Here is a 20,682-nt window from a genome sequence, read left to right as displayed (position 1 = left end):
CCTATGCAATCTTTAAAACAACATTTTCAGGTACCCTATTCTTACGAGGTATTCTTCACGGAGCGTTTATTTGCGCCAGAAAATCGCGTTTTTGCTGATTTTGTCCAAAACTTTGGCAACCCTAGCTTTCGCAAAAAGATTCTTTTTGTACTAGATAAAGGCATAACGGATATTCAAACCGATTTAACGGCAGAAATTGTCCACTATTTTCAAAAGCATTCTCCCGCTGATTTAGCCCCAGAAATTTTAGTACTTCCTGGCGGAGAAGTGTGTAAAAACGACCCTCGCTTTTACGAAGAAGTGATTCGCGCGTTAGATGAGCATGGAATCGATCGCCATTCGTTTGTGGCTTGCATCGGTGGTGGGGCATTTTTGGATATGGCCGGATATGCCGCAGCTATTTCCCACAGAGGAGTGAAATTCATCCGCATACCTACAACGGTATTATCCCAAAACGATTCGGGTGTAGGGGTTAAAAATAGCGTCAATTACCTAGGCAAGAAGAATTTCCTGGGTACGTTCGCACCTCCTGTAGCCGTATTTAATGATTATTCGTTCTTAGAGAGTTTAGGTGAAAGAGATTGGCGTTCGGGTATAGCAGAGGCAGTTAAAGTTTCCTTGATTAAAGATCTCCGCTTTTTTACCTGGTTAGAATCAACTGCGGATGCAATGAACCAGCGAGACAAGTCTGTGATGATTGAACAGATTTACCGTTGCGCTTCGCTACATATGCAACATATCGCCAGTGGAGATCCATTTGAACTTGGTTCGGCTAGACCCTTGGATTTTGGCCACTGGGCAGCACATAAATTAGAATACTTAAGCGATTTCAAGATCCGTCACGGTGAAGCGGTGGCCATTGGTATTGCCTTAGATAGCGTTTATTCGCATTTGATCGGTCATTTGACGAAAGAGGATGTAGACCGAATCATAGAATTGTTGAAAAAACTGGGTTTTGCTATTTTTCATCCTGCTTTGGCAGAAAACGATAAAATCAACTTAACAAACGGCTTAAATGAGTTCAGAGAACATTTAGGCGGGCAGTTAACCATCACCTTGCTGGAAAAAGTAGGCAAAGGGGTGGAAGTGCACGAGATGGATTTCGATCTCATCAAAAAATCAGTCGATTACTTGGAACAAATCGCCTAATATGAAAACGCCTTACGGACACCTGAGTTATTGCAGCAATATTCATACCGGAGAGATCTGGACGGAACATTTTGCGCAATTAAAACAGCACGTTCCTGCGGTGAAGGCACAGGTTTCTCCGGAACATCCGATGGGTTTGGGTCTGCGATTTGCGAATCAAGCAAGTATTGATTTGCAAGATCCTGCAGCATTAATGGCCTTACAATCGTGGCTGACTGAGCAGAATCTCTATGTTTTTACCTTAAATGGATTCCCTTACGGAGGGTTTCACAACACCATTGTAAAAGATCAGGTACACGCACCAGATTGGACAACAACGGATCGAAGGGATTATACGATTCGATTAGCATATATTTTAGCACAGCTATTAACAGAAAAAGAGGGAGGTATTTCTACTTCTCCCCTGTCCTACAAATACTGGTGGAATACAGCAGAAGAACGCAGCCAAGCGATGCGAACATCGACACAACATCTATTGGAAGTAGTCGATGTATTAGCTGAAATCGAGAAAAACACGGGTAAAACAATCCACATCGATATTGAACCGGAGCCGGATGGCTTATTGAGCAATCACGGTGATTTTGTGGAATGGTACGAGCAGGTATTATTGCCAGCAGGAAATCCAGATTTAATTCGAAAACACATTCAATTGTGCTTTGACATCTGCCATTATGGAGTGAGCTTTGATGCGCCTGAGGCGAGTATTCAGGAGTTGAAAGCCAAAAATATCCCTGTGGGAAAGATTCAAATCAGCTCTGCCCTACGCGTCGATTTAAGAGAACAGGAAGTAGAAAAGATCGCAGAATTACAGAAATACCAGGAACCCGTTTATTTGCATCAGGTCAAAGCCTTGCGCAAAGATGGTTCGTATCAAGAATTCAAAGATCTAGATGAGGCCTTTGCGGCCTATAAGCCTAATACATACGATGAATGGCGGGTGCATTTCCACGTGCCCCTCTTTTTAGAAACCTATGGTTTATTAGGATCCACTCAAAAAGAAATCCGAGAAACGCTCGCTATCCAAAAGGCTAGCCCGTTTACGAATCATTTGGAAATCGAAACTTATACCTGGGGCGTATTACCTCCTGCCTTCCAAGTACCGATGGCTGAATCCATTAGCCGCGAAATTAAAACCATCACAGACTTATTAGGATGATGAAAAAGACTGCCGTTATCGACGTGGTGGGGCTCAGCGAAAGTGTTATTTCCGCGGAGTATACCCCCTTTTTGTATGCCTATATTCAGAAGAAGCAGATTCAAAAAATACAACCTCCCTTTCCAGCGGTAACAACCACCTCACAATCGGTGTATTTGACAGGTAAAAGTCCATCAGAACACGGAATTGTAGGAAATGGCTGGTATGACAAAACGGATTCGGAAGTGAAGTTTTGGAAACAGTCGAATCCCTTAGTGGGGGCAGAAAAGATCTGGGAGGCAGCGAAGAGGAAAGATTCGAATTTCACTTGCGCCAAAATGTTCTGGTGGTACAACATGTATTCGTCTGCGGATTATTCGGTAACTCCCCGTCCCCAATACCATTCGGATGGAGTGAAGGCGCCTGATTGCTATTCGTTTCCTGCCACACTACGAGATGAATTACAGGCTAAACTGGGTACATTCCCTTTGTTTAATTTTTGGGGTCCGAATGCGAATATTAAATCCACCCAATGGATTGCGGATGCGTCCATCTATGTAGATGAAAAGTACGATCCTACGCTGAACTTGATTTACCTGCCGCATTTAGACTATTGTCTCCAGAAGTTTGGAGTAGATTTACCAGCCATTGCAAAAGAGTTAAGAGAAATAGATCAGGTTTTAGAGCAGTTAATTACTCATTTTGAGGCCAAAAATACCGAGATCATCTTGTTATCCGAATACGGAATCAACGATGTCAATACTCCGATTCATTTGAATCGTGTGTTGCGCGAGGCGGGTAAAATCGCCATTCGAGAAGAGCAAGGTTTGGAATTATTGGATCCGGGTGCAAGCGAAGCTTTCGCCGTTTCTGATCACCAAATTGCGCACATTTACTGCAAGAACCCATCCGAAATCAGAGCCCTTTTCGAAAAGGTACCGGGCATCGCCAAAATCCTCAGTGGAAAAGAACTCGAAGACTTCCAGATTGCACACGAGCGTTGTGGAGATCTAGTTTTGGTCGCAGATTCTGACAAGTGGTTTACCTATTATTATTGGCTAGACGACGCGAAGGCGCCTGACTTCGCTCGCTGCGTAGACATCTTCAAGAAACCAGGTTACGACCCTGTGGAAATGTTCATGGATCCTAAAAATCCCTTCATAAAGCTCAGAGCGGCCTATAAATTAGCGCGTAAGCTCTTAGGTTTCCGTTACCGAATGGACGTAATTCCGCTCGATGCGAGCTTAGTAAAAGGCTCTCACGGTAGTCCTTTCTGCGATGAGGCCTATTACCCTGTTTTTATTTCGTCGCAAAATATCGACAAGCAGATACCACCAACCCAAGTATATCAATATATTTGGGAAACAATTTTCCCTAATTAATATGAAAAAGATCAGCACCATTTTTGCCTTTGTGGTAGCCATGATGGCATTCAGTACAAGCATCCATGCACAAGGAATGGATCCGCAAGCGATGATTCAACGTCAAGTTGAGCGCATGACAACAGAATTAAGTTTATCGAAAGATCAAGTTGCCAAAGTAGAACCGCTCATCGAAGCTCGAATGAAAAAGATGATGGAATTACGCGAGCAAGGAATGGAAAGAGAAGAAATGATGGCCGAAATGAAGAAAGCAAACGATGCGCAAGCAGAGCAGTTCAAAGCCATCTTAACGCCAGAACAACTAGAGAAATACAAAACGATGCAAAGCCAAATGCGTCAAGGCGGACCTCCAAGAGAATAAAAAAAAGCTCCTCAAATTGAGGAGCTTTTTTTATTTACCTAAAACGATATTCACAATCCGTTTCGGAACGACAATCACTTTCGATGGTGTCTTGCCCTCTAAATGTTTTGTTACTTGTTCATTCGCTAAAACCGCCGCTTCAATTTCCGCTGGCGTTGCCGTAACAGGGAAAGCAAGCGTCAACTTCACTTTTCCATTGAATGAAATCGGGTAATTGAAATCATTTTCCTCTAAAAAAGCAGCGTTGAATGCAGGGAATGAAGCATAGGATATACTTCCCTCCTGCTCGCCTAAAGCGGCCCACAATTCTTCTGCAATGTGCGGAGCGTAAGGAGACAGCAAGATCACTAATTCGCGTAATACTGATTTCTTATGGCATTTTAAGGCCCCCAAATCATTCACGCAAATCATCAAAGTAGAAACCACCGTATTGAACGAGAAGCGATCTAAATCATCTTGCACTTTACGAATCGCCGTATGCAATACTTTCAATTCTTCTGGAGTCGCAGGAGCGTCCACTAGTTTCGAAGTGTTCGTGTTGTCATCAAAGAATAAACGCCAAACCTTCCGCAAGAAATTATGAGACCCTGAAATACTGTTCGTATTCCAAGGCTTAAATTGCTCTAAAGGTCCAAGGAACATCTCGTAGACACGAAGGGTGTCTGCGCCGTATTTGGCAATTAAATCATCCGGATTAACGACGTTAAACTTCGACTTCGACATCTTCTCCACTTCCCAACCGCACACATATTTACCGTCCTCTAAAATAAACTCCGCATCAGCCGGCACATCATTGCGTGATTTTTTAAATGCATCTAGATCTAATACGTCGTTTTCCACGATATTCACATCCACGTGCAGCGCAGCCACATCGTATTGATCTTTCAAACCGTGAGAGACAAAAGTGACTTTGGCTGAATCCTTTAAGCGATAAACGAAGTTCGAACGACCTTGAATCATCCCTTGGTTGATTAATTTCTTCGCAAATTCCTCTTCCGGCACATAGCCTAAATCTTTCAAGAATTTGTTCCAAAAACGAGAATACAACAAGTGACCCGTCGCATGCTCAGATCCTCCAATATATAAATCCACCGCTTTCCAGTAGTTAATCGCCTCTTTCGAAGCGAATTCACCTGAATTCGTGGCATCCATATAACGGTACCAATACCATGAGGAACCTGCCCATCCTGGCATCGTCGACCATTCGTAATCGTATTGTCCTTTGTACTTCCAATCTGCTGCGGCGCGGCCTAATGGAGGTTCACCCGTCTCAGTTGGAAGGTATTTATCAATTTTAGGTAGTTCCAAAGGTAATTCAGACTCTTCGATCAAATAAGGCAATAAATCGCCTGAGGCCGTTGGTTTGAAATACACGGGAACAGGTTCTCCCCAATAACGTTGACGGCTAAATACCGCATTCCGCATTCTATATTGAACCTTCCCTTTTCCGATTCCGTTCTCCTCTAACCAAGCGATTAAGGTATTTGTAGCTTCCTTGTAGCCCATTCCATTAATCATTCCTGAATTAATGTATTTCCCCTCTTTCGTATTATCTGCTTGCTCTTCGATGTCTTTTTGGGCATCTAAAATGGCTGGAATAGGCAAATCAAAATGTTTCGCAAAGTTCCAATCACGCTGATCTCCCGATGGTACGCCCATTACAGCACCCGTTCCATAACCGGCTAACACATAGTCAGCTAGGAATAAAGGAACGCGTTCTTGGTTCACTGGGTTGATCACATAGGTTCCTGTGAAAACTCCTGAAACGGTTTTTACTTCGGAGACGCGGTCCAATTCTGAACGGGTTTTGGCCCAATTCACATATTCCTCCACCGCTTCTTTCTGAGCTGGTGTCGTTAATTCTGAAACCCACTCGTGCTCTGGCGCTAACACCATGAAGGAAACCCCATAAATGGTGTCCACACGCGTAGTGAATACTTTAATCTTCTTATCCGAAACGTTTTCAATGACAAATTCCACATCCGTTCCGATCGATTTTCCAATCCAATTGCGTTGCTGCTCTTTCAAAGAATCAGCCCAATCCACCTCGTCCAAACCACGCAATAAGCGATCGGCATAGGCCGTGATGCGCATTGACCATTGGCGCATTTTCTTCTGCTCCACTGGGTAACCACCACGCTCTGAAACGCCGTCTTTGACCTCATCATTTGCTAAAACCGTCCCTAATTGCGGACACCAGTTTACGACTGAATCATCCAAATAAGCTAAACGGAAGCTCAATAAATACGCATATTGCTCGTCCGCAGACATCGCATTCCATTGCTCAGCGGTGATTCGTAAAACTTCTTCATCGCATACGGCTTTTAATCCGATAGAACCTTTGGCCCCTAAAATAGTCTTCAAGGTTTCAATTGACTCTGCTTTATCCGAATCCTGGTTATACCAAGAATTGAATAATTGCATAAAAATCCACTGAGTCCACTTGTAATAAGACGCATCAGATGTTCTGACCTCTCTCGACCAATCGAAAGAGAATCCCATATTCTTCAATTGCTCGATGTAACGAGCGATATTCTGTTCTGTGGTGATAGCGGGATGCTGTCCTGTTTGGATCGCATATTGCTCTGCAGGAAGGCCAAAAGAGTCAAAACCCATCGGGTGCAACACCTCATAACCCTGTAAACGCTTGTAGCGCGCCATAATATCAGAGGCAATATACCCCAGCGGGTGACCCACGTGTAATCCAGCTCCCGATGGATATGGGAACATGTCTAAGACATAATATTTGGGCTTTGCTGGATTTACCTGAGCCTGGAATGTTTTATTGGCTTCCCAAAACGATTGCCAAGCTTTCTCGATCTCTCTAAACTGATACTCTGTACGCATAAAATGTTTTTATTGTAAAAGGAGATGCAAATTACGGCTTTTTTATGAAAAAATATTTACTCTACTTTGTTGGTAGATTAAGTAAAGTCTATTAGCTTTGTAGGGAATTAAAAAATCTATGCCTCCTAAAAGAAATTTTCCGAGTATTTTTAATGCCATCCAAACCATCTGGATGCGTGATCGAAGCATCACTGAAGTGATTATTCACATTAGTAATGCGCTGGCATTGATGATTGTAGGACATCTTTTGTTTACCTACCTTACGGCAGAAAAGGTAATCGCTGTGTTCAATACGGTCGATTCATCCATTTTATATTACGTTTTAGGAGGATTTATTGCCCAAATGATTGATGGTGCTTTGGGAATGGCTTATGGCGTAACAGCAACAACCTTTTTATTATCTGTGGGCATCACCCCTGCTGCGGCTTCTGCGAGCGTTCACGCTTCGGAAGTGTTTACATCCGGTGTTTCAGGCTACATGCACTTGAAGTTTGGCAATGTGAATTCCAAATTATTTAAGACACTCGTGATTCCAGGTGTGATTGGAGCTATTTTAGGAGCCTATGTCTTATCGAGTTTAGAGGATTATGCTGGGTACATCAAACCTATCGTTTCTGTATACACGTTATTCCTAGGTGCCATTATCATTCGCAAGGCCCTCATCAAACGCCAAGAAAAACGTCAATTAAAAAGAGTTGGCTGGTTAGCACTCTTTGGTGGCTATTTAGATTCCATAGGTGGTGGTGGCTGGGGACCAATTGTTTCCTCTACCCTGATTGCCTCGGGGCGTCATCCGAAGTATACGATTGGCAGTGTGAACTTGACGGAGTTCTTCGTTTCACTTGCTTCATCGCTAACCTTTTTTGCTGTTATCGGTCTAGGATATTTACATGTCATCATCGGTTTAATTTTAGGTGGTGTCATTGCGGCTCCGATTGCGGCCCGATTAGCCAATAAATTACCAGTAAAATCCATGATGATTCTCGTGGGAATCGTCATTATCATCGTCAGTCTGCGTCAGATTATCTTAGGGGTTCCAAAATTTTTGTAGATATTTGCAGTCAATTGTCACAACAGGCTAATGATTGTTAACACACAAACGCTTCTAGAAAAGTTTTTATCCTCCACTGGCGTATCTACCGATACCCGAAAAATCCAAGCAGGAAATTTATTTTTTGCCTTAAAAGGACCTAATTTCAATGCAAACGCCATGGCAGCGGAAGCACTAGAAAAAGGTGCTCAATATGCCATCATTGATGATGCGGATTACTTAGCAGGAGAACGCACCTTACTAGTAGAAGATGGCTTGTTAGCCTTGCAAGCTTTGGCAACCGCCTACCGTCAGACCTTAACAATACCCATTGTGGGCTTGACCGGTTCGAACGGAAAGACCACTACGAAAGAATTAATCTTTTCGGTTTTATCCCAAAAATACCATTGTTTTGCCACCACTGGCAACTTGAACAACCACATCGGTGTCCCTCTTTCTGTCTTATCTATTAAAAAAGAGCACAAAATCGCGGTGATCGAAATGGGAGCGAACAAACAAGGTGATATCAAAGAACTCGTTGATATCGCGCAGCCTACTCATGGTTTGATTACTAATATAGGCAAAGCCCATTTAGAAGGTTTTGGAGGAATAGAAGGTGTGCGTAAAGGAAAAGGAGAACTTTTCGACTTTTTACAAGCTTCTAAAGGTGTCACCTTTTTACCTCAGCAATCCGGAGTTATACAGGAAATGTTTAGCGAACGAGGAATGCAAAATGCCGTGTACTCAAACGAAGCCATGCCCACTACCCTCGTAGAGGCAAAACCGATGGTACGCTATGCCCTAACCTCAGGTGAAATCATTGATTCTCATTTACCGGGCATCTATAATTTTGAAAATATTCAACTAGCCATTGCGGTGGGCAAATTCTTTTCCCTAAGCGATGAGCAATGCAATACAGGTATTAGCACGTATATCCCGAATAATCATCGTTCTCAATTCATCAAAATAGGATCAAACCAAGTTTTGATGGACGCTTATAATGCCAATCCTTCGTCGATGTCAGCCGCTATTTCACATTTTGCTGAAACGGAAGGAAATCCCAAGCTTGTCATTTTAGGAGATATGTTTGAATTAGGAGAATCCTCGGCTGAAGAACACGCGGCACTGGGTAAGCTCCTTGCGGGATTATCCTTTGAAAAAGTACTTTTAGTGGGACAGCACATGCAACACGCACTAATTCATTTGCCTTCGGCTTATTATTTCCCGGACAAATTTGGCTTGCATACTTGGCTACAAGATCATCCGATTCAGGACAGTTTTCTTTTAGTTAAAGGTTCCCGAGGAATTCAACTAGAAAGTGTTTTGGCATTTTTAGAAAATTCCAAATAATTGCATTAAATTTGCACTTTATTAAGAAATTCATCTTTCAAAAATACACACAATGGCATCACAATCGGGTACATATGTACCATTTAAAGTAAAAGACATTGCATTAGCAGACTGGGGTCGTAAAGAAATTCAATTAGCAGAAGCAGAAATGCCAGGTTTGATGGCATTGCGTGCGGAATTTGGTGCAGCACAACCATTGAAAGGTGCGCGTATCGCTGGTTGTCTTCACATGACGATCCAAACAGCGGTATTAATCGAAACATTAACCGCTTTAGGAGCTGACGTTACATGGTCATCTTGTAACATTTTCTCTACACAAGATCACGCAGCAGCAGCTATCGCAGCAGCGGGAATTCCTGTTTATGCTTGGAAAGGTATGAACGAAGAAGAATTCAACTGGTGTATTGAGCAGACATTATTCTTTGGAGAAGATCGTCAACCATTAAATATGATTTTAGATGATGGTGGTGATTTGACTAATATGGTTTTTGATGACTATCCGGAGTTAATCGAAGGCATCAAAGGCTTATCAGAAGAAACAACGACAGGTGTTCACCGTTTATATGAGCGTATGAAGAATGGCACATTATTCTTGCCAGCGATCAACGTGAATGACTCGGTAACGAAGTCTAAATTTGATAACAAATACGGTTGCAAAGAGTCATTAGTAGATGCGATTCGCCGTGCGACTGACTTAATGTTAGCGGGTAAAGTAGCGGTAGTAGCTGGTTACGGTGACGTAGGTAAAGGTTCTGCTGATTCATTACGTGGTGCTGGTTGCCGTGTATTAGTAACGGAAATCGATCCAATTTGTGCTTTACAAGCAGCGATGGATGGTTACGAAGTAGTTCCAATGGACGAAGCAGCAACACGCGCAAACATCTTTGTAACAGCGACTGGTAACGTGAAGATCATCCGTGATCGTCACTTCAAAGCGATGAAAGACAAAGCAATCGTTTGTAACATCGGTCACTTCGATAACGAAATCGATATGGAGTGGTTGAACAACAACTACGGTGCATCGAAAGATCAAATCAAACCACAAGTTGATATGTACACAATCGATGGCAAAAACGTAATCGTTTTAGCAGAAGGTCGTTTAGTGAACTTAGGTTGTGCGATGGGTCACCCATCATTCGTGATGTCGAACTCATTCTGCAACCAAACATTAGCTCAATTAGAGCTTTGGGCTAACTCAGCAAGCTACGAAAACAAAGTTTACATTCTTCCTAAGCACTTAGATGAGAAAGTAGCGTTCTTACACTTAGCGCACATTGGGGCTAAATTAGAGAAGCTAGAGAAAGAGCAGGCGGATTACATTGGTGTACCTCAAGCAGGGCCATACAAGCCAGAGCACTACAGATACTAGGATTTAATCCTGTTAGGTTTTTAAAGGCCGCGACTCTACGAGTCGCGGCCTTTTTGTTTTCCTCATTATCAGTTTCTTGGTAATCTCAATAGGCGAGTACCGAACTCTCAAAGATTAGTCTACCTTTATCCCAGTACTCACATTTAACCACTAATACAATGAAAAATCACTACACGACTTATGTCGTGGCAATCCTATTTGCCTGCACTTTATTTTCCACTTCTTGCTCCAAAGATCCGGCCGCTTCCATCCTCCCCGTAAACACGACTCAAACCTTATTGAATGCGAATGGGTTCCTGGCCTTCCAAGATCAAGCCGCTTTCCAAGCCTATGTCGAAAAATTCCAAAAGAATCCCACCGACCCTAGCATTTTGCGCGACATCCAATTTTTAGAATCACAAAGTACTGAATTACGCAAATTAGATTCATTGACCTTGACACAATTAGCAGAAACCGGCGACCTAACTGGTTTTGAACACATGCTAAAACTCGTGGGTGATGGCGATGATAAATCACTTCAGCCCATCGTGGATGACCCCATTTTAAGCCGGTTGATAAACAAAGATGGGCTGATACAAATAGGTGAGCTCGTCTACCAGGTCAATCCATCCAAAGTCTTTCAGATCAGAATTGTTGACTTCGAACGGAACAAAGCGACTTTCCTCGCCTCCCCTGAGAAAGTGACTCAAGCCACGGTTTATCAAAGTCAGCCGGCAACTGCCATCAAAATTACAACTAGTAAAATGCTTAATCGTACTGAAAGCAATTCCGTCACCTATGAAAACCCTGGGCAGGGCACCTGCAGATTTACGGCGGAAGTATATATGCTCGATTTAGGCTTCTACCGCAAATTAGCAGTACGAGTGAAACACGAGTGGCGTCAACGCTTTTGGTTCACCTACTATTGGGGAAATAGTAGTGCGGCGATGTCTATGGAAGGTGATATTAACTTCCTCGAATATTATACTCCTTTTTCTAAACACTATTCAGCAACTACCCAAGACGATTATAAAATCGAAACGGTCATCGATGAAACCTTCAATTATGTCCCTTTAAATTGGGCAACGAATGTAGGAACAGCCATCTGCCGTGGACGAAATGGCCTTACTTATTCATTAAATTTTTAAACTCATTCTTATGAAATACCCGATCACCATGTTTCTGCTTTTTGTCGTACTTCAACTGAGTGCGCAAGAAACCAAGCCTTTGTATTCCATCTCTATTTTATCGCCTTCCATCGGCTTAGAAAAGAGCATACAAGAAAATAACTCGATTAAATTATCTATAGGAAACTCCATCGGATATGGCAGCACAAATGGTTTACAGTCAAAATTGTTTATGATGAGAGGAGAATACCGGCACTATTATAACCTAGAAAAACGGAGAGACGAAGGACGTCTCTCCACAAATTATTCTGGAAACTACATCGGATTATTTGCGGAGCCTTCTTTTGTTTTTAAGAAAGGGGAAGAGGCAACCAATATGTACGCTGGAGGTGTTTGGGGTATTCAACGAAACTACAACAGCCATTTCCATCTTGACCTTTCGTTAAATGCGGGGATTGGGCAAAATGGTTTTGAAACCAAAGCAGGATTAAGACTCGGATTTTGGCTAAAATAAATGCCCCGAAGGGTCTGCATTTTTCATTCAAAAACCGTATTTTTGCACAAAATAATAGCAAAGAAGATATGAAATTTGGCGTAGTAGTATTCCCAGGATCCAATTGTGACGACGATACCGTCGGAGTCATTCAAAGTTTAGGCTATGAAGCTGTTAAACTTTGGCACAAAGAGACTGATCTACAAAACTGTGATTTCATCATCGTACCAGGTGGTTTCTCTTACGGAGATTACTTGCGTTCTGGTGCTATTGCACGTTTCTCCCCTATTATGGAGCACGTTATCGAGCACGCAAAAAATGGCGGTTATTTAATGGGAATTTGCAATGGTTTCCAAGTATTGGTTGAGGCGCATTTATTGCCTGGTGTATTATTAAGAAACAATTCTCAGAAATTCATTTCTAAGAATATCTTTTTAAAAGCAGCTACGAACAATTCTTTGTTAACACAAGAATTAGATACGAATAAAGCCTACAAAATACCTATCGCGCACGCAGAGGGACGTTACTTTACAGATGAGAAGACGTTGGCCTCTTTGAAAGCAAATGACCAAATCTTGTTCTACTACTGCGACGAGAATGGCGAAGTAACTGAAGAGTCAAACCCGAATGGTAGTCTTTTAAACATCGCAGGTATCTGTAACGAAGGAAGAAATGTATTTGGAATGATGCCTCACCCGGAAAGAGCTGCAGATCCAGATTTGAATAATACAGACGGATTAGAGATTATGAAGCAATTGATATTGCAGACTGTTTAATCTTATTCATGACACATAAAAAAGGCCTTTCTTTCGAGAGGCCTTTTTTTTATGTGCTATATGGTAAATAGATTAACGCAAATCGTTCACTTCTACGCCTGGAAAGGCTTTCTTGTCAAAGCTGAAGAATTTATCGTCAGCGTTTGCTTTCGGGTTTAACTTAGCCACTTTGAAGTGTTGCTTCTTTCCCGCCTTGTTTACGATTGTCCACTCACTCACAGTAAGATCTACATTTGAGATTTTAAGGGCGATACTCTTCACTTGGGTGCCTTTTGCTACAGGAGCTAACTCAACCGTCGAAACGCCAGCTGATTCGCCTTTTAAAGAGATCTTATAGGCCTTCTTATCGAAGGAATAAATTTTAGCCGGATTCAAGTCTCCTTCCGAAGGATCAAAGCTAGAGATGTTTACCTCATTGATTTCTTTGATGTAGGTAGCTACTTCTTTCCCATTATTAAAGATCTCCTGACCTGCAGTCTTTAAACGAAACTTTGTCCCCTTCACAGTGATGGATCCAGACATCGTGGCTGCTCCTTCCGTTTGGTAAGTAAAGTTTGCGGAGAATGAGCCCATCGCCTTGTATTTCTTCTGCATTCCATCAATCAGGCTTACCGCCTTATTCGACTGAGCAAATACGCTTAAACTCAAGCATAGTAATAATAGTCCTTTTTTCATCTTATAAATTTTTCAAAATCTCTTCTAATTCAGTCTCTGATTTCACGAGTACTTCTCTGGCTTTGGAACCACCGAATGAACCTACGATTCCTGCAGCTTCTAACTGATCAATTAAACGGCCTGCACGGTTATAGCCTAATTTCAACTTGCGTTGTATTAGCGATGTACTTCCCTGCTGGTGCATCACGACTAAGCGAGCTGCTTCATCGAAGAATGAATCACGGTCACTTGGATCGAAATCCCCGCGATCTTGACCACCCATTTCCTCTGAATCAGGTTCAGGCAACAAATAGGCTGATGTGTAACCTTGTTGGTTTCCAATGAAATCACAGATGTCTTCTACTTCTGGGGTGTCTACGAAGGCACATTGCAAACGAATCACTTCTGAGCCCATCGACAATAACATATCTCCCATACCTACTAACTGATCAGCGCCACCGGCGTCGAGAATGGTGCGGGAGTCAATTTTGGACATTACCTTAAACGATAGACGCGCTGGAAAGTTCGCCTTAATCGTACCGGTGATGACGTTCACCGAAGGACGTTGTGTCGCCACAACCAAGTGAATACCGATGGCACGCGCTAATTGAGCAAGACGCGCAATCGGATGTTCTACCTCTTTCCCTGCCGTTAACATTAAATCGGCTAACTCATCAATCACTAAGACGATGTATGGCATAAAGTCGTGCTCGTTTGGATTCAAGCGACGGTTGATGAACTTCTGGTTGTATTCCTTAATGTTACGGCATCCAGCGTCTTTCAACTTATCATAACGTAAGTCCATCTCCTTACAAAGTGAGTTCAACGTACTTACTACCTTCTTCGTGTCGGTAATAATCGCCTCTGCTGAATCAGGAAGACAAGCTAAGAAGTGGCGCTCTAACTTATTAAAAAGTGACAATTCTACTTTCTTCGGATCGACCAAAACAAACTTCAAAGTCGCTGGGTGCTTCTTGTAAATCAAAGAGGTCAAGAGCATATTTAACCCTACCGACTTACCTTGACCCGTTGCTCCGGCCATTAAGAGGTGAGGCATTTTGGCCAAATCTGCCACAAAAATCTCATTCGAAATCGTCTTACCTAACGTGATAGGTAGATCGAAGGTGGATTTTTGGAACTTCTCAGAGCCGATAACCGCACGAACTGGAACCATCTCACGGTTCTTGTTAGCTACCTCGATACCGATGGTGTCTTTACCCGGCATTTGGCCGATGATACGAACACCCATCGCGGCTAATGAAAGGGACAAATCATCTTCAAGAGAAGTGATTTTACTTACACGAACCCCTGCTTTAGGAACAATCTCATACAAAGTAACAGTGGGTCCGATCGTTGCCTCAATCTTCTGAATCCCGATTCCGTAATTCAATAAAGTCTCGACAATCTTCTCCTTGTTCGCCTTTAACTCATCCATCGTTACTTGCGATGTCTGGTTCTTTTGATCGTATTCTTTTAATAAATCAATGGTAGGGAATTGGTATTTAGGCAAATCAGCGGTAGGATCATATAGGCCAAACTGCTCTACTAGATCATTCGCCTTGATCTCTCTCGAAACCGGTGTAGGCTCTTCCTCGATCACCTCATCAGCCACATCCGCCACTTTATAAGTAAAGTCTAGATCATCTTCTTTCTTTTCCTCCGCAACTATTGGCTCAGGAATGACTTCCTCCGGCACTTCGACAGGCGCTTCCATTTCTGGAACAACCTCTTCCACTACTGGCGGAACAATCGGTCTAAATTCTTGTAGATCATCATTATCCACGTGAACGGAAGGACCATCTTCATCAATAAATAGACTTTCCTCTTCTTCTTCATCCTCTTCTTCAGCGGCCAAAGGAGCCGCAACAACTGCCTTTTTCGGATTCAGTTGATAGAATAATACCAAAAAGATAAATCCACCAAAACCAATCACAAAAATGGACAAGTAACCTAATAACTGATAAAGCTTCTCGTTCACAAAATACCCAACTCCACCTCCGATAGAATGTGGCAAATCAAGAGAGAAAACGAAAAATCCGGCTAGTAAACTAAACCAAAGTATGTAGAATAAAACCTGCCAAGAAAGGCGCTCCAAAGAATAAATCTCTTTTTTGAAACCCACTTTTAATGCCGACAAATAGAATAAAGGGATCAATAACAAGGTCGACCACCCAAAAGTCTTGAATAGAAAGAAGTGTGCGATTTTAGCACCTAAAAGTCCTGCGAAGTTTTTAATGGGAATATCAGAACCCTTGATGGTGTCCACCACGCCGCGCTCTACCTCACTTTGGTCAGAAACACCTACGAAAAAACTCGAACCAAACGATACCAATAAAAGGGTACCAATCAGAAACAAAAAGGCGGCTATAATTAATTGAATGCGGTATAGAACGGCACCGTCCATTTTTCTTTTGGGCTTATCTTGCTCAAAATTAAGTTGTAAGGTACTTGTGGTGTTACTAATCTTTTTTGCCATTATGGGAACCAAGGTTATAATCTATAAATTTCGCTTTTTTGATCCGATTTACAAAATCAAATTACAGTCCTGCCGCGAGTATTTCTTGGTTAATTTCTTTAATCAATCCAGGACCTTCGTAGATGAAGCCAGAATAGATTTGAACTAAGGAGGCTCCTGCTTTCAATTTCTCGATAGCATCGGCGCCAGAATGAATTCCTCCTACCCCAATGATTGGGAATTGGCCGTTTGATTTTTGGTATAAATAAGCCACTACCTCGGTGGATCTTTTGGTCAAAGGCTTTCCACTTAATCCTCCCATTTCCCCTTTATGAGCAGATTGCAAACCTTCTCGAGATAAGGTTGTATTTGTCGCAATGACACCGGCTAAGTGGGTTTCTAACACTATTTCAATCACGTCATCTAATTGATCATTGCTCAAATCTGGAGCAATTTTTAACAATATCGGTTTCTGTACCGGTTTCAAGGCATTCAAATCTTGTAAGGTCTGCAACAATTGCTTCAGGGGCTCTTTCTCTTGAAGTGCTCGCAGATTAGGGGTGTTCGGCGAACTAACGTTCACTACAAAATAATCCACTACATCATATAAAGCTTCGAATCCTTGGCGGTAATCGTCGTCGGCTAATTCATTCGGTGTTACTTTGTTCTTTCCCAAATTTCCACCCACTATTACCTTCGAACGACGTTTTTCCAAGCGCGTTTTCATCGCGGCCAAGCCTTCATTATTAAAACCCATTCGGTTAATTATCGCTTCATCTTCAATTAAACGAAATAAACGAGGCTTGGGATTACCATCTTGAGGTTTAGGCGTAACCGTACCCACCTCAATAAATCCAAATCCCAATTCAGCGAATTCATCAATCAGCATTGCGTTTTTATCAAATCCGGCAGCTAAACCTACGGGGTTAGGAAAATGTAGTCCGAAAACCGTGCGTTCTAATCTTTTATCCTCCACCTGAAACAAGGCTTTAAAGAGAGATGACATACCCGGAATTCGCAAAGTCAACCGAATTAAATCTGCGGCTAGGTAATGAGCACGTTCTGGATTAAACAGAAAGAAAAGGGGTTTTATGAAAATTTGATAAAACATGTGGATTTTTTGGACGAATTAATAGACAAAAATACAAAAAAGGACGGGCTCATGCCGCACTCTGAAAAAAAATCCTAATTTTAAGATATCAAGCATTTTAGAAAAATTTATAGCCTATGTTAAGTCGTGTAGCCAATTCCATCTATTGGATGAACCGGTACATCGAGAGAGCTGACAATTATGCCCGCTTCATCTCGGTGAATTTCAACCTTGCCCTAGATTTACCCCCGAATGTCCCCGAACAATGGGAGCCATTAATCGTGGCCACGGCAGATCATTACAATTTCTTCGAGCATTATCCAGAGGCAAATCGTGAGAACGTTTTATATTTTATGACCTTCGATGTCAATAATCCGAACTCGATTCTTTCTTGTTTATATTCCGCACGTGAAAATGCCCGTACTATTCGCGAAAGTATTTCGAAGGAGATGTGGGAGTATGTGAACCAAATCTATTGGAAAGTAAAGGACCGCGTAGAAGGAAGTAAAAGCTGGGAATTAGCCCGATACCAAGGTTTTTTAGAGGAAATCAAATCCGGAAGTCAGTTGTTTTATGGCATTGTCGATTCGACGATTACCCGTGGAGAAGGCTGGCATTTTGGACAACTAGGCAAATTATTAGAACGGGCAGATAAAACAACACGTTTTTTAGACGTAAAGTATTTTACGCTTTTACCTAATGTGGATGCTGTGGGTTCGCCATTAGATCTGTTATTATGGTCTTCGGTTTTGAAATCCGTTTCGGCCTACAATATGTTCCGTCAACAATACAAAGTGGTGAATCCCACGAATATTGTAGAGTTTTTGATCTTGGACAAAGGATTCCCGCGCTCTGTGGTGCATTGCCTAACCGAAGCCGAACAATCGCTTTATGCCATTTCAGGTACGTCATTTGATCATGGCTATTCGAATTTAGCGGAGAAAAAACTCTCTAAGATTCTTTCAGAAGTACAATTCACGGAGATCGAAGATATACTTACTACAGGATTGCATCAGTTTTTGGATGATTTCCAAACCTCAAACAACGACATTGGACAAACGATACACAACACTTATTTTGATTTAAAGCCGGTCAATTAAGCCGGCTATTTGTTAAAATTAGTGTAATATTGCGCTCCCATTTGCCACCATCATCATATGACATATTGTTTAGGAATTACTGTTAAAGAAGGATTAATTGCGATTGCTGACACGCGAATTACCGCGGGTAACGAAGTATATTCGAATAAGAAAATATCTATTCACGAGATAAAAGACCATTCGCTCTTCATTATGACAGCAGGTTTGCGTTCTGTACGTGATAAAGCGGTAACCTATTTTAATCAAGCAATTGAGGATGAAGAAGAAAGCTACGATTACATGTTTCAGGCGGCTACATCTTTTGGCCAAAAACTAAAACAAGTAGCGGCTGAAGATCGGGAGACTCTCGAAAAAGAAGGCTACGCTTTCAATTTACATGCAATTGTAGGTGGGCAAATGCCTAAAGACAATGAACACAAGTTGTTTTTGATCTTCCCAGAAGGCAATTGGATCGAAATAAATGACGGATTAAAATACCAGATTATAGGTAATTCTAATTACGGAAAACCTTTATTGAACCGCAATTTAACCCATGAAACCTCGCTAAAAGAGGCCTTAAAGATGGGTTTCTTATCTTTTGACGCCACCCAAGTCAGTGCGAACGATGTCGATTATCCAATCGATGTGGTCGTTTACGAAAAAGGAAGTTTCAAGGCGAAAGAAGTCCGTTTATACAAGAAAGACATGCAAGCAATTTCTGATGATTGGAATGAAGCCTTGCGAAAATCGCTAGCAGGAATTGATGAGGGATGGATGAAAGAGTTAATTTCACCTTCGAAATGATCGCTCGCATCCAGCATAAACTACGGTATGATTACAGTGAGTCGGTCACTTTGGATCCTCATGTCCTCTATTTACACCCACGAAAAAGTGCGCTTTTAACGGTTCAAGATTTTCAATTAGACATTCAACCTAGTCCCGTTCAAGTCTCTAAAAACTTAGATCCAGAGGGTAATATTCAAAATATCCTTTTCTTCAAGGAGCCTACAAATTTTCTAGAAATAGAAATGAAAGCCACAGTGGAAACAACTGAATTTAATCCATTTGATTTCGTTTACTTCCCTTTTGAAAGTAAAACATTACCTATTACCTATTCAAATTCATACCAAAAGACCTTAAGCCCCTATTTAGGATTGGAGGGTGTTACGCCGAACGTAGAACAAATGGCGCGCCAAATTGCATCCGGAGTTCGGTACAGCACATCAGCCTATCTTTCTGCGTTAAACGAGTTCATATTTACCAATTTTGCCTATGAAATTCGCGAAGAGGGAAACCCGAATACGCCGGAATTCACGATGATTAATCGCAAGGGATCTTGTCGTGATTATGCCGTCTTGTTTTCTGCTTTGTGCCGTGCCATGGGTTTAGCAACGCGATTTGTCTCCGGATATTACATAGGAGTTGCGCCTGTAGATGTACCGAATCAAACACATCATTTACATGCATGGGTGGAGGTTTATTTGCCTGGTGGTGGCTGGAGAGGCTATGATCCTACGCAACATGAGGTCGTTTCTGGAAATCACATTCCACTAGCTGCGTCTTGTTTACCAGAAGAAATCACACCTGTTTACGGATCTTACAGAGGTTCTGCGAGTTCCTTATTAACTACCAACGTATTTATCGAAAGAATTTAGCCCACTAACAATTGGGCCAAAAGATAATCCGCAATCAAAATCGCAATACACGAATTGGTTACTGCGGCGGTACTCGCCGTTCCTACTTCATAGGCTCCACCTTTCGTATAGAATCCTTTAAAGGCGGAGATGGTGACAATCAAAAAGGAGAAAACCACTGATTTCGTCAAAGCAAAAATCATATAGTTGCCTTTGAACTGGAATTGCAAACCGTGAATGTATTCTTGCGGAGAGATCGCTCCCGTTAACCATCCGGCTAAATAGCCACCGTAGATGGCTAAAAAACAGGCTAATGTCACCAACATAGGGAAAGTGATCATCGCAGCGATGATTTTAGGTAAAACTAAATAGGAACGGGAATTAATTCCCATCACTTCAAGCGCATCAATTTGTTCCGTGATGCGCATCGTTCCTAATTGACCCGCGATATTGGAACCGATTTTACCGGCTAAAACAACACAGGTAATGGTAGGCCCCATCTCTAAAATGGTTGAATCGCGAACAATTAAGCTGATAATGTATTGCGGAACGAAAGGGTTATCCATATTCGCTGCCGTTTGAACACAAGTTACAGCACCTAAGAAGGTAGACACAATCGCCACAATCAAGACTGAATTGATACCGATGTCCACACATTCTTGAAATGTCAAGGCGAGATAAACCCGAAATTTTTCTGGATTTGTAAAAAGCTTACCCAGGAAGATTAAATATTTACCTAATTTTGACATCTGATTGGTATATTACACATCGA

General features: G+C 42.0%; 18 protein-coding genes. 13 read left to right on the top strand and 5 right to left on the bottom strand.

Features of this window, described 5'->3' with window-relative positions:
* Positions 1 to 3: 3 nt before the first annotated feature.
* From SKC35_RS11310 to SKC35_RS11295, 4 genes are read left to right on the top strand one after another with little or no spacing between them, the layout of a single operon-like run.
* Complete coding sequence (locus SKC35_RS11310) at positions 4 to 1,149, top strand: 3-dehydroquinate synthase (RefSeq protein ID WP_377979461.1); 1,146 nt, start codon at positions 4 to 6, stop codon at positions 1,147 to 1,149.
* Position 1,150: 1 nt separating this feature from the next.
* A complete protein-coding gene (gene eboE / locus SKC35_RS11305; RefSeq protein WP_377979460.1) occupies positions 1,151 to 2,305 on the top strand; it encodes a metabolite traffic protein EboE in 1,155 nt (384 codons plus the stop codon).
* A complete protein-coding gene (locus tag SKC35_RS11300; protein ID WP_377979471.1) occupies positions 2,305 to 3,666 on the top strand; it encodes an alkaline phosphatase family protein in 1,362 nt (453 codons plus the stop codon). Before eboE ends, SKC35_RS11300 begins: the two co-directional genes overlap by 1 nt.
* A gap of 1 nt (position 3,667) precedes the next feature.
* On the top strand, positions 3,668 to 4,027 hold the full coding sequence (locus SKC35_RS11295; protein WP_377979459.1) for a hypothetical protein: 360 nt from the start codon (positions 3,668 to 3,670) through the stop codon (positions 4,025 to 4,027).
* A gap of 30 nt (positions 4,028 to 4,057) precedes the next feature.
* Here the strand turns inward: SKC35_RS11295 and leuS are convergent, their stop codons facing one another.
* Positions 4,058 to 6,874 (bottom strand): leucine--tRNA ligase, encoded by a 2,817-nt coding sequence (leuS, locus tag SKC35_RS11290; RefSeq protein WP_377979458.1) that lies wholly within the window; start codon positions 6,872 to 6,874, stop codon positions 4,058 to 4,060.
* Positions 6,875 to 6,992: 118 nt separating this feature from the next.
* Between leuS and SKC35_RS11285 the strand changes: the two genes are divergently transcribed.
* From SKC35_RS11285 to purQ, 6 genes are all read left to right on the top strand, one after another.
* A complete protein-coding gene (locus SKC35_RS11285) occupies positions 6,993 to 7,925 on the top strand; it encodes a sulfite exporter TauE/SafE family protein (protein ID WP_130923062.1) in 933 nt (310 codons plus the stop codon).
* 30 nt (positions 7,926 to 7,955) lie between these two features.
* The gene (locus SKC35_RS11280) at positions 7,956 to 9,254 is read left to right on the top strand and encodes a UDP-N-acetylmuramoyl-tripeptide--D-alanyl-D-alanine ligase (protein WP_377979457.1); all 1,299 of its coding nucleotides are present in this window, start codon (positions 7,956 to 7,958) and stop codon (positions 9,252 to 9,254) included.
* Between the two features lie 52 nt (positions 9,255 to 9,306).
* Positions 9,307 to 10,623, top strand: a complete 1,317-nt coding sequence (ahcY, locus tag SKC35_RS11275) for an adenosylhomocysteinase (RefSeq protein WP_377979456.1) — start codon at positions 9,307 to 9,309, stop codon at positions 10,621 to 10,623.
* Between the two features lie 158 nt (positions 10,624 to 10,781).
* A complete protein-coding gene (locus tag SKC35_RS11270; protein WP_377979455.1) occupies positions 10,782 to 11,750 on the top strand; it encodes a hypothetical protein in 969 nt (322 codons plus the stop codon).
* Between the two features lie 10 nt (positions 11,751 to 11,760).
* On the top strand, positions 11,761 to 12,243 hold the full coding sequence (locus SKC35_RS11265) for a hypothetical protein (protein ID WP_377979454.1): 483 nt from the start codon (positions 11,761 to 11,763) through the stop codon (positions 12,241 to 12,243).
* A 68-nt stretch (positions 12,244 to 12,311) separates the two neighbouring features.
* A complete protein-coding gene (gene purQ, locus SKC35_RS11260; protein WP_377979453.1) occupies positions 12,312 to 12,998 on the top strand; it encodes a phosphoribosylformylglycinamidine synthase I in 687 nt (228 codons plus the stop codon).
* Positions 12,999 to 13,070: 72 nt separating this feature from the next.
* Here the strand turns inward: purQ and lolA1 are convergent, their stop codons facing one another.
* The 3 genes from lolA1 to SKC35_RS11245 all read right to left on the bottom strand — a co-directional run bounded on the left by lolA1 (position 13,071) and on the right by SKC35_RS11245 (position 17,218).
* Positions 13,071 to 13,673 carry an outer membrane lipoprotein periplasmic chaperone LolA1 gene (gene lolA1, locus SKC35_RS11255; protein ID WP_377979452.1) on the bottom strand — a complete coding sequence of 201 codons (603 nt, stop codon included), beginning with the start codon at positions 13,671 to 13,673 and terminating at the stop codon, positions 13,071 to 13,073.
* Between the two features lies 1 nt (position 13,674).
* Positions 13,675 to 16,128, bottom strand: a complete 2,454-nt coding sequence (locus SKC35_RS11250; RefSeq protein ID WP_377979451.1) for an FtsK/SpoIIIE family DNA translocase — start codon at positions 16,126 to 16,128, stop codon at positions 13,675 to 13,677.
* Positions 16,129 to 16,189: 61 nt separating this feature from the next.
* A complete protein-coding gene (locus tag SKC35_RS11245) occupies positions 16,190 to 17,218 on the bottom strand; it encodes a quinone-dependent dihydroorotate dehydrogenase (protein WP_377979450.1) in 1,029 nt (342 codons plus the stop codon).
* Between the two features lie 116 nt (positions 17,219 to 17,334).
* On the opposite strand from SKC35_RS11245, the gene SKC35_RS11240 reads away from it, so the two are divergent.
* From SKC35_RS11240 to SKC35_RS11230, 3 genes are read left to right on the top strand one after another with little or no spacing between them, the layout of a single operon-like run.
* The gene (locus tag SKC35_RS11240) at positions 17,335 to 18,297 is read left to right on the top strand and encodes an alpha-E domain-containing protein (protein WP_377979449.1); all 963 of its coding nucleotides are present in this window, start codon (positions 17,335 to 17,337) and stop codon (positions 18,295 to 18,297) included.
* A gap of 57 nt (positions 18,298 to 18,354) precedes the next feature.
* Positions 18,355 to 19,080, top strand: a complete 726-nt coding sequence (locus SKC35_RS11235) for a proteasome-type protease (protein WP_377979448.1) — start codon at positions 18,355 to 18,357, stop codon at positions 19,078 to 19,080.
* Positions 19,077 to 19,931 carry a transglutaminase family protein gene (locus SKC35_RS11230; RefSeq protein ID WP_377979447.1) on the top strand — a complete coding sequence of 285 codons (855 nt, stop codon included), beginning with the start codon at positions 19,077 to 19,079 and terminating at the stop codon, positions 19,929 to 19,931. The genes SKC35_RS11235 and SKC35_RS11230 overlap by 4 nt, the downstream gene beginning before the upstream one ends.
* On the opposite strand, the gene SKC35_RS11225 is transcribed toward SKC35_RS11230, so the two are convergent.
* A complete protein-coding gene (locus SKC35_RS11225; protein ID WP_130895279.1) occupies positions 19,928 to 20,659 on the bottom strand; it encodes an MlaE family ABC transporter permease in 732 nt (243 codons plus the stop codon). The genes SKC35_RS11230 and SKC35_RS11225 overlap by 4 nt on opposite strands.
* Between the last annotated feature and the right edge of the window lie 23 nt (positions 20,660 to 20,682).

The sequence above is a fragment of the Aquirufa originis genome, assembly GCF_042714495.1.
GTDB lineage: Bacteria > Bacteroidota > Bacteroidia > Cytophagales > Spirosomataceae > Aquirufa > Aquirufa originis.
This window is presented reverse-complemented; position numbering and strand designations above follow the sequence as displayed.

Bases quoted from the DNA above. Each gene is read 5' to 3' on its own strand.
- SKC35_RS11310 (WP_377979461.1), top strand. From the start codon at position 4: ATGCAATCTTTAAAACAACATTTTCAGGTACCCTATTCTTACGAGGTA.
- eboE (WP_377979460.1), top strand. From the start codon at position 1,151: ATGAAAACGCCTTACGGACACCTGAGTTATTGCAGCAATATTCATACC.
- SKC35_RS11300 (WP_377979471.1), top strand. From the start codon at position 2,305: ATGAAAAAGACTGCCGTTATCGACGTGGTGGGGCTCAGCGAAAGTGTT.
- SKC35_RS11295 (WP_377979459.1), top strand. From the start codon at position 3,668: ATGAAAAAGATCAGCACCATTTTTGCCTTTGTGGTAGCCATGATGGCA.
- leuS (WP_377979458.1), bottom strand. From the start codon at position 6,874: ATGCGTACAGAGTATCAGTTTAGAGAGATCGAGAAAGCTTGGCAATCG.
- SKC35_RS11285 (WP_130923062.1), top strand. From the start codon at position 6,993: ATGCCTCCTAAAAGAAATTTTCCGAGTATTTTTAATGCCATCCAAACC.
- SKC35_RS11280 (WP_377979457.1), top strand. From the start codon at position 7,956: ATGATTGTTAACACACAAACGCTTCTAGAAAAGTTTTTATCCTCCACT.
- ahcY (WP_377979456.1), top strand. From the start codon at position 9,307: ATGGCATCACAATCGGGTACATATGTACCATTTAAAGTAAAAGACATT.
- SKC35_RS11270 (WP_377979455.1), top strand. From the start codon at position 10,782: ATGAAAAATCACTACACGACTTATGTCGTGGCAATCCTATTTGCCTGC.
- SKC35_RS11265 (WP_377979454.1), top strand. From the start codon at position 11,761: ATGAAATACCCGATCACCATGTTTCTGCTTTTTGTCGTACTTCAACTG.
- purQ (WP_377979453.1), top strand. From the start codon at position 12,312: ATGAAATTTGGCGTAGTAGTATTCCCAGGATCCAATTGTGACGACGAT.
- lolA1 (WP_377979452.1), bottom strand. From the start codon at position 13,673: ATGAAAAAAGGACTATTATTACTATGCTTGAGTTTAAGCGTATTTGCT.
- SKC35_RS11250 (WP_377979451.1), bottom strand. From the start codon at position 16,128: ATGGCAAAAAAGATTAGTAACACCACAAGTACCTTACAACTTAATTTT.
- SKC35_RS11245 (WP_377979450.1), bottom strand. From the start codon at position 17,218: ATGTTTTATCAAATTTTCATAAAACCCCTTTTCTTTCTGTTTAATCCA.
- SKC35_RS11240 (WP_377979449.1), top strand. From the start codon at position 17,335: ATGTTAAGTCGTGTAGCCAATTCCATCTATTGGATGAACCGGTACATC.
- SKC35_RS11235 (WP_377979448.1), top strand. From the start codon at position 18,355: ATGACATATTGTTTAGGAATTACTGTTAAAGAAGGATTAATTGCGATT.
- SKC35_RS11230 (WP_377979447.1), top strand. From the start codon at position 19,077: ATGATCGCTCGCATCCAGCATAAACTACGGTATGATTACAGTGAGTCG.
- SKC35_RS11225 (WP_130895279.1), bottom strand. From the start codon at position 20,659: ATGTCAAAATTAGGTAAATATTTAATCTTCCTGGGTAAGCTTTTTACA.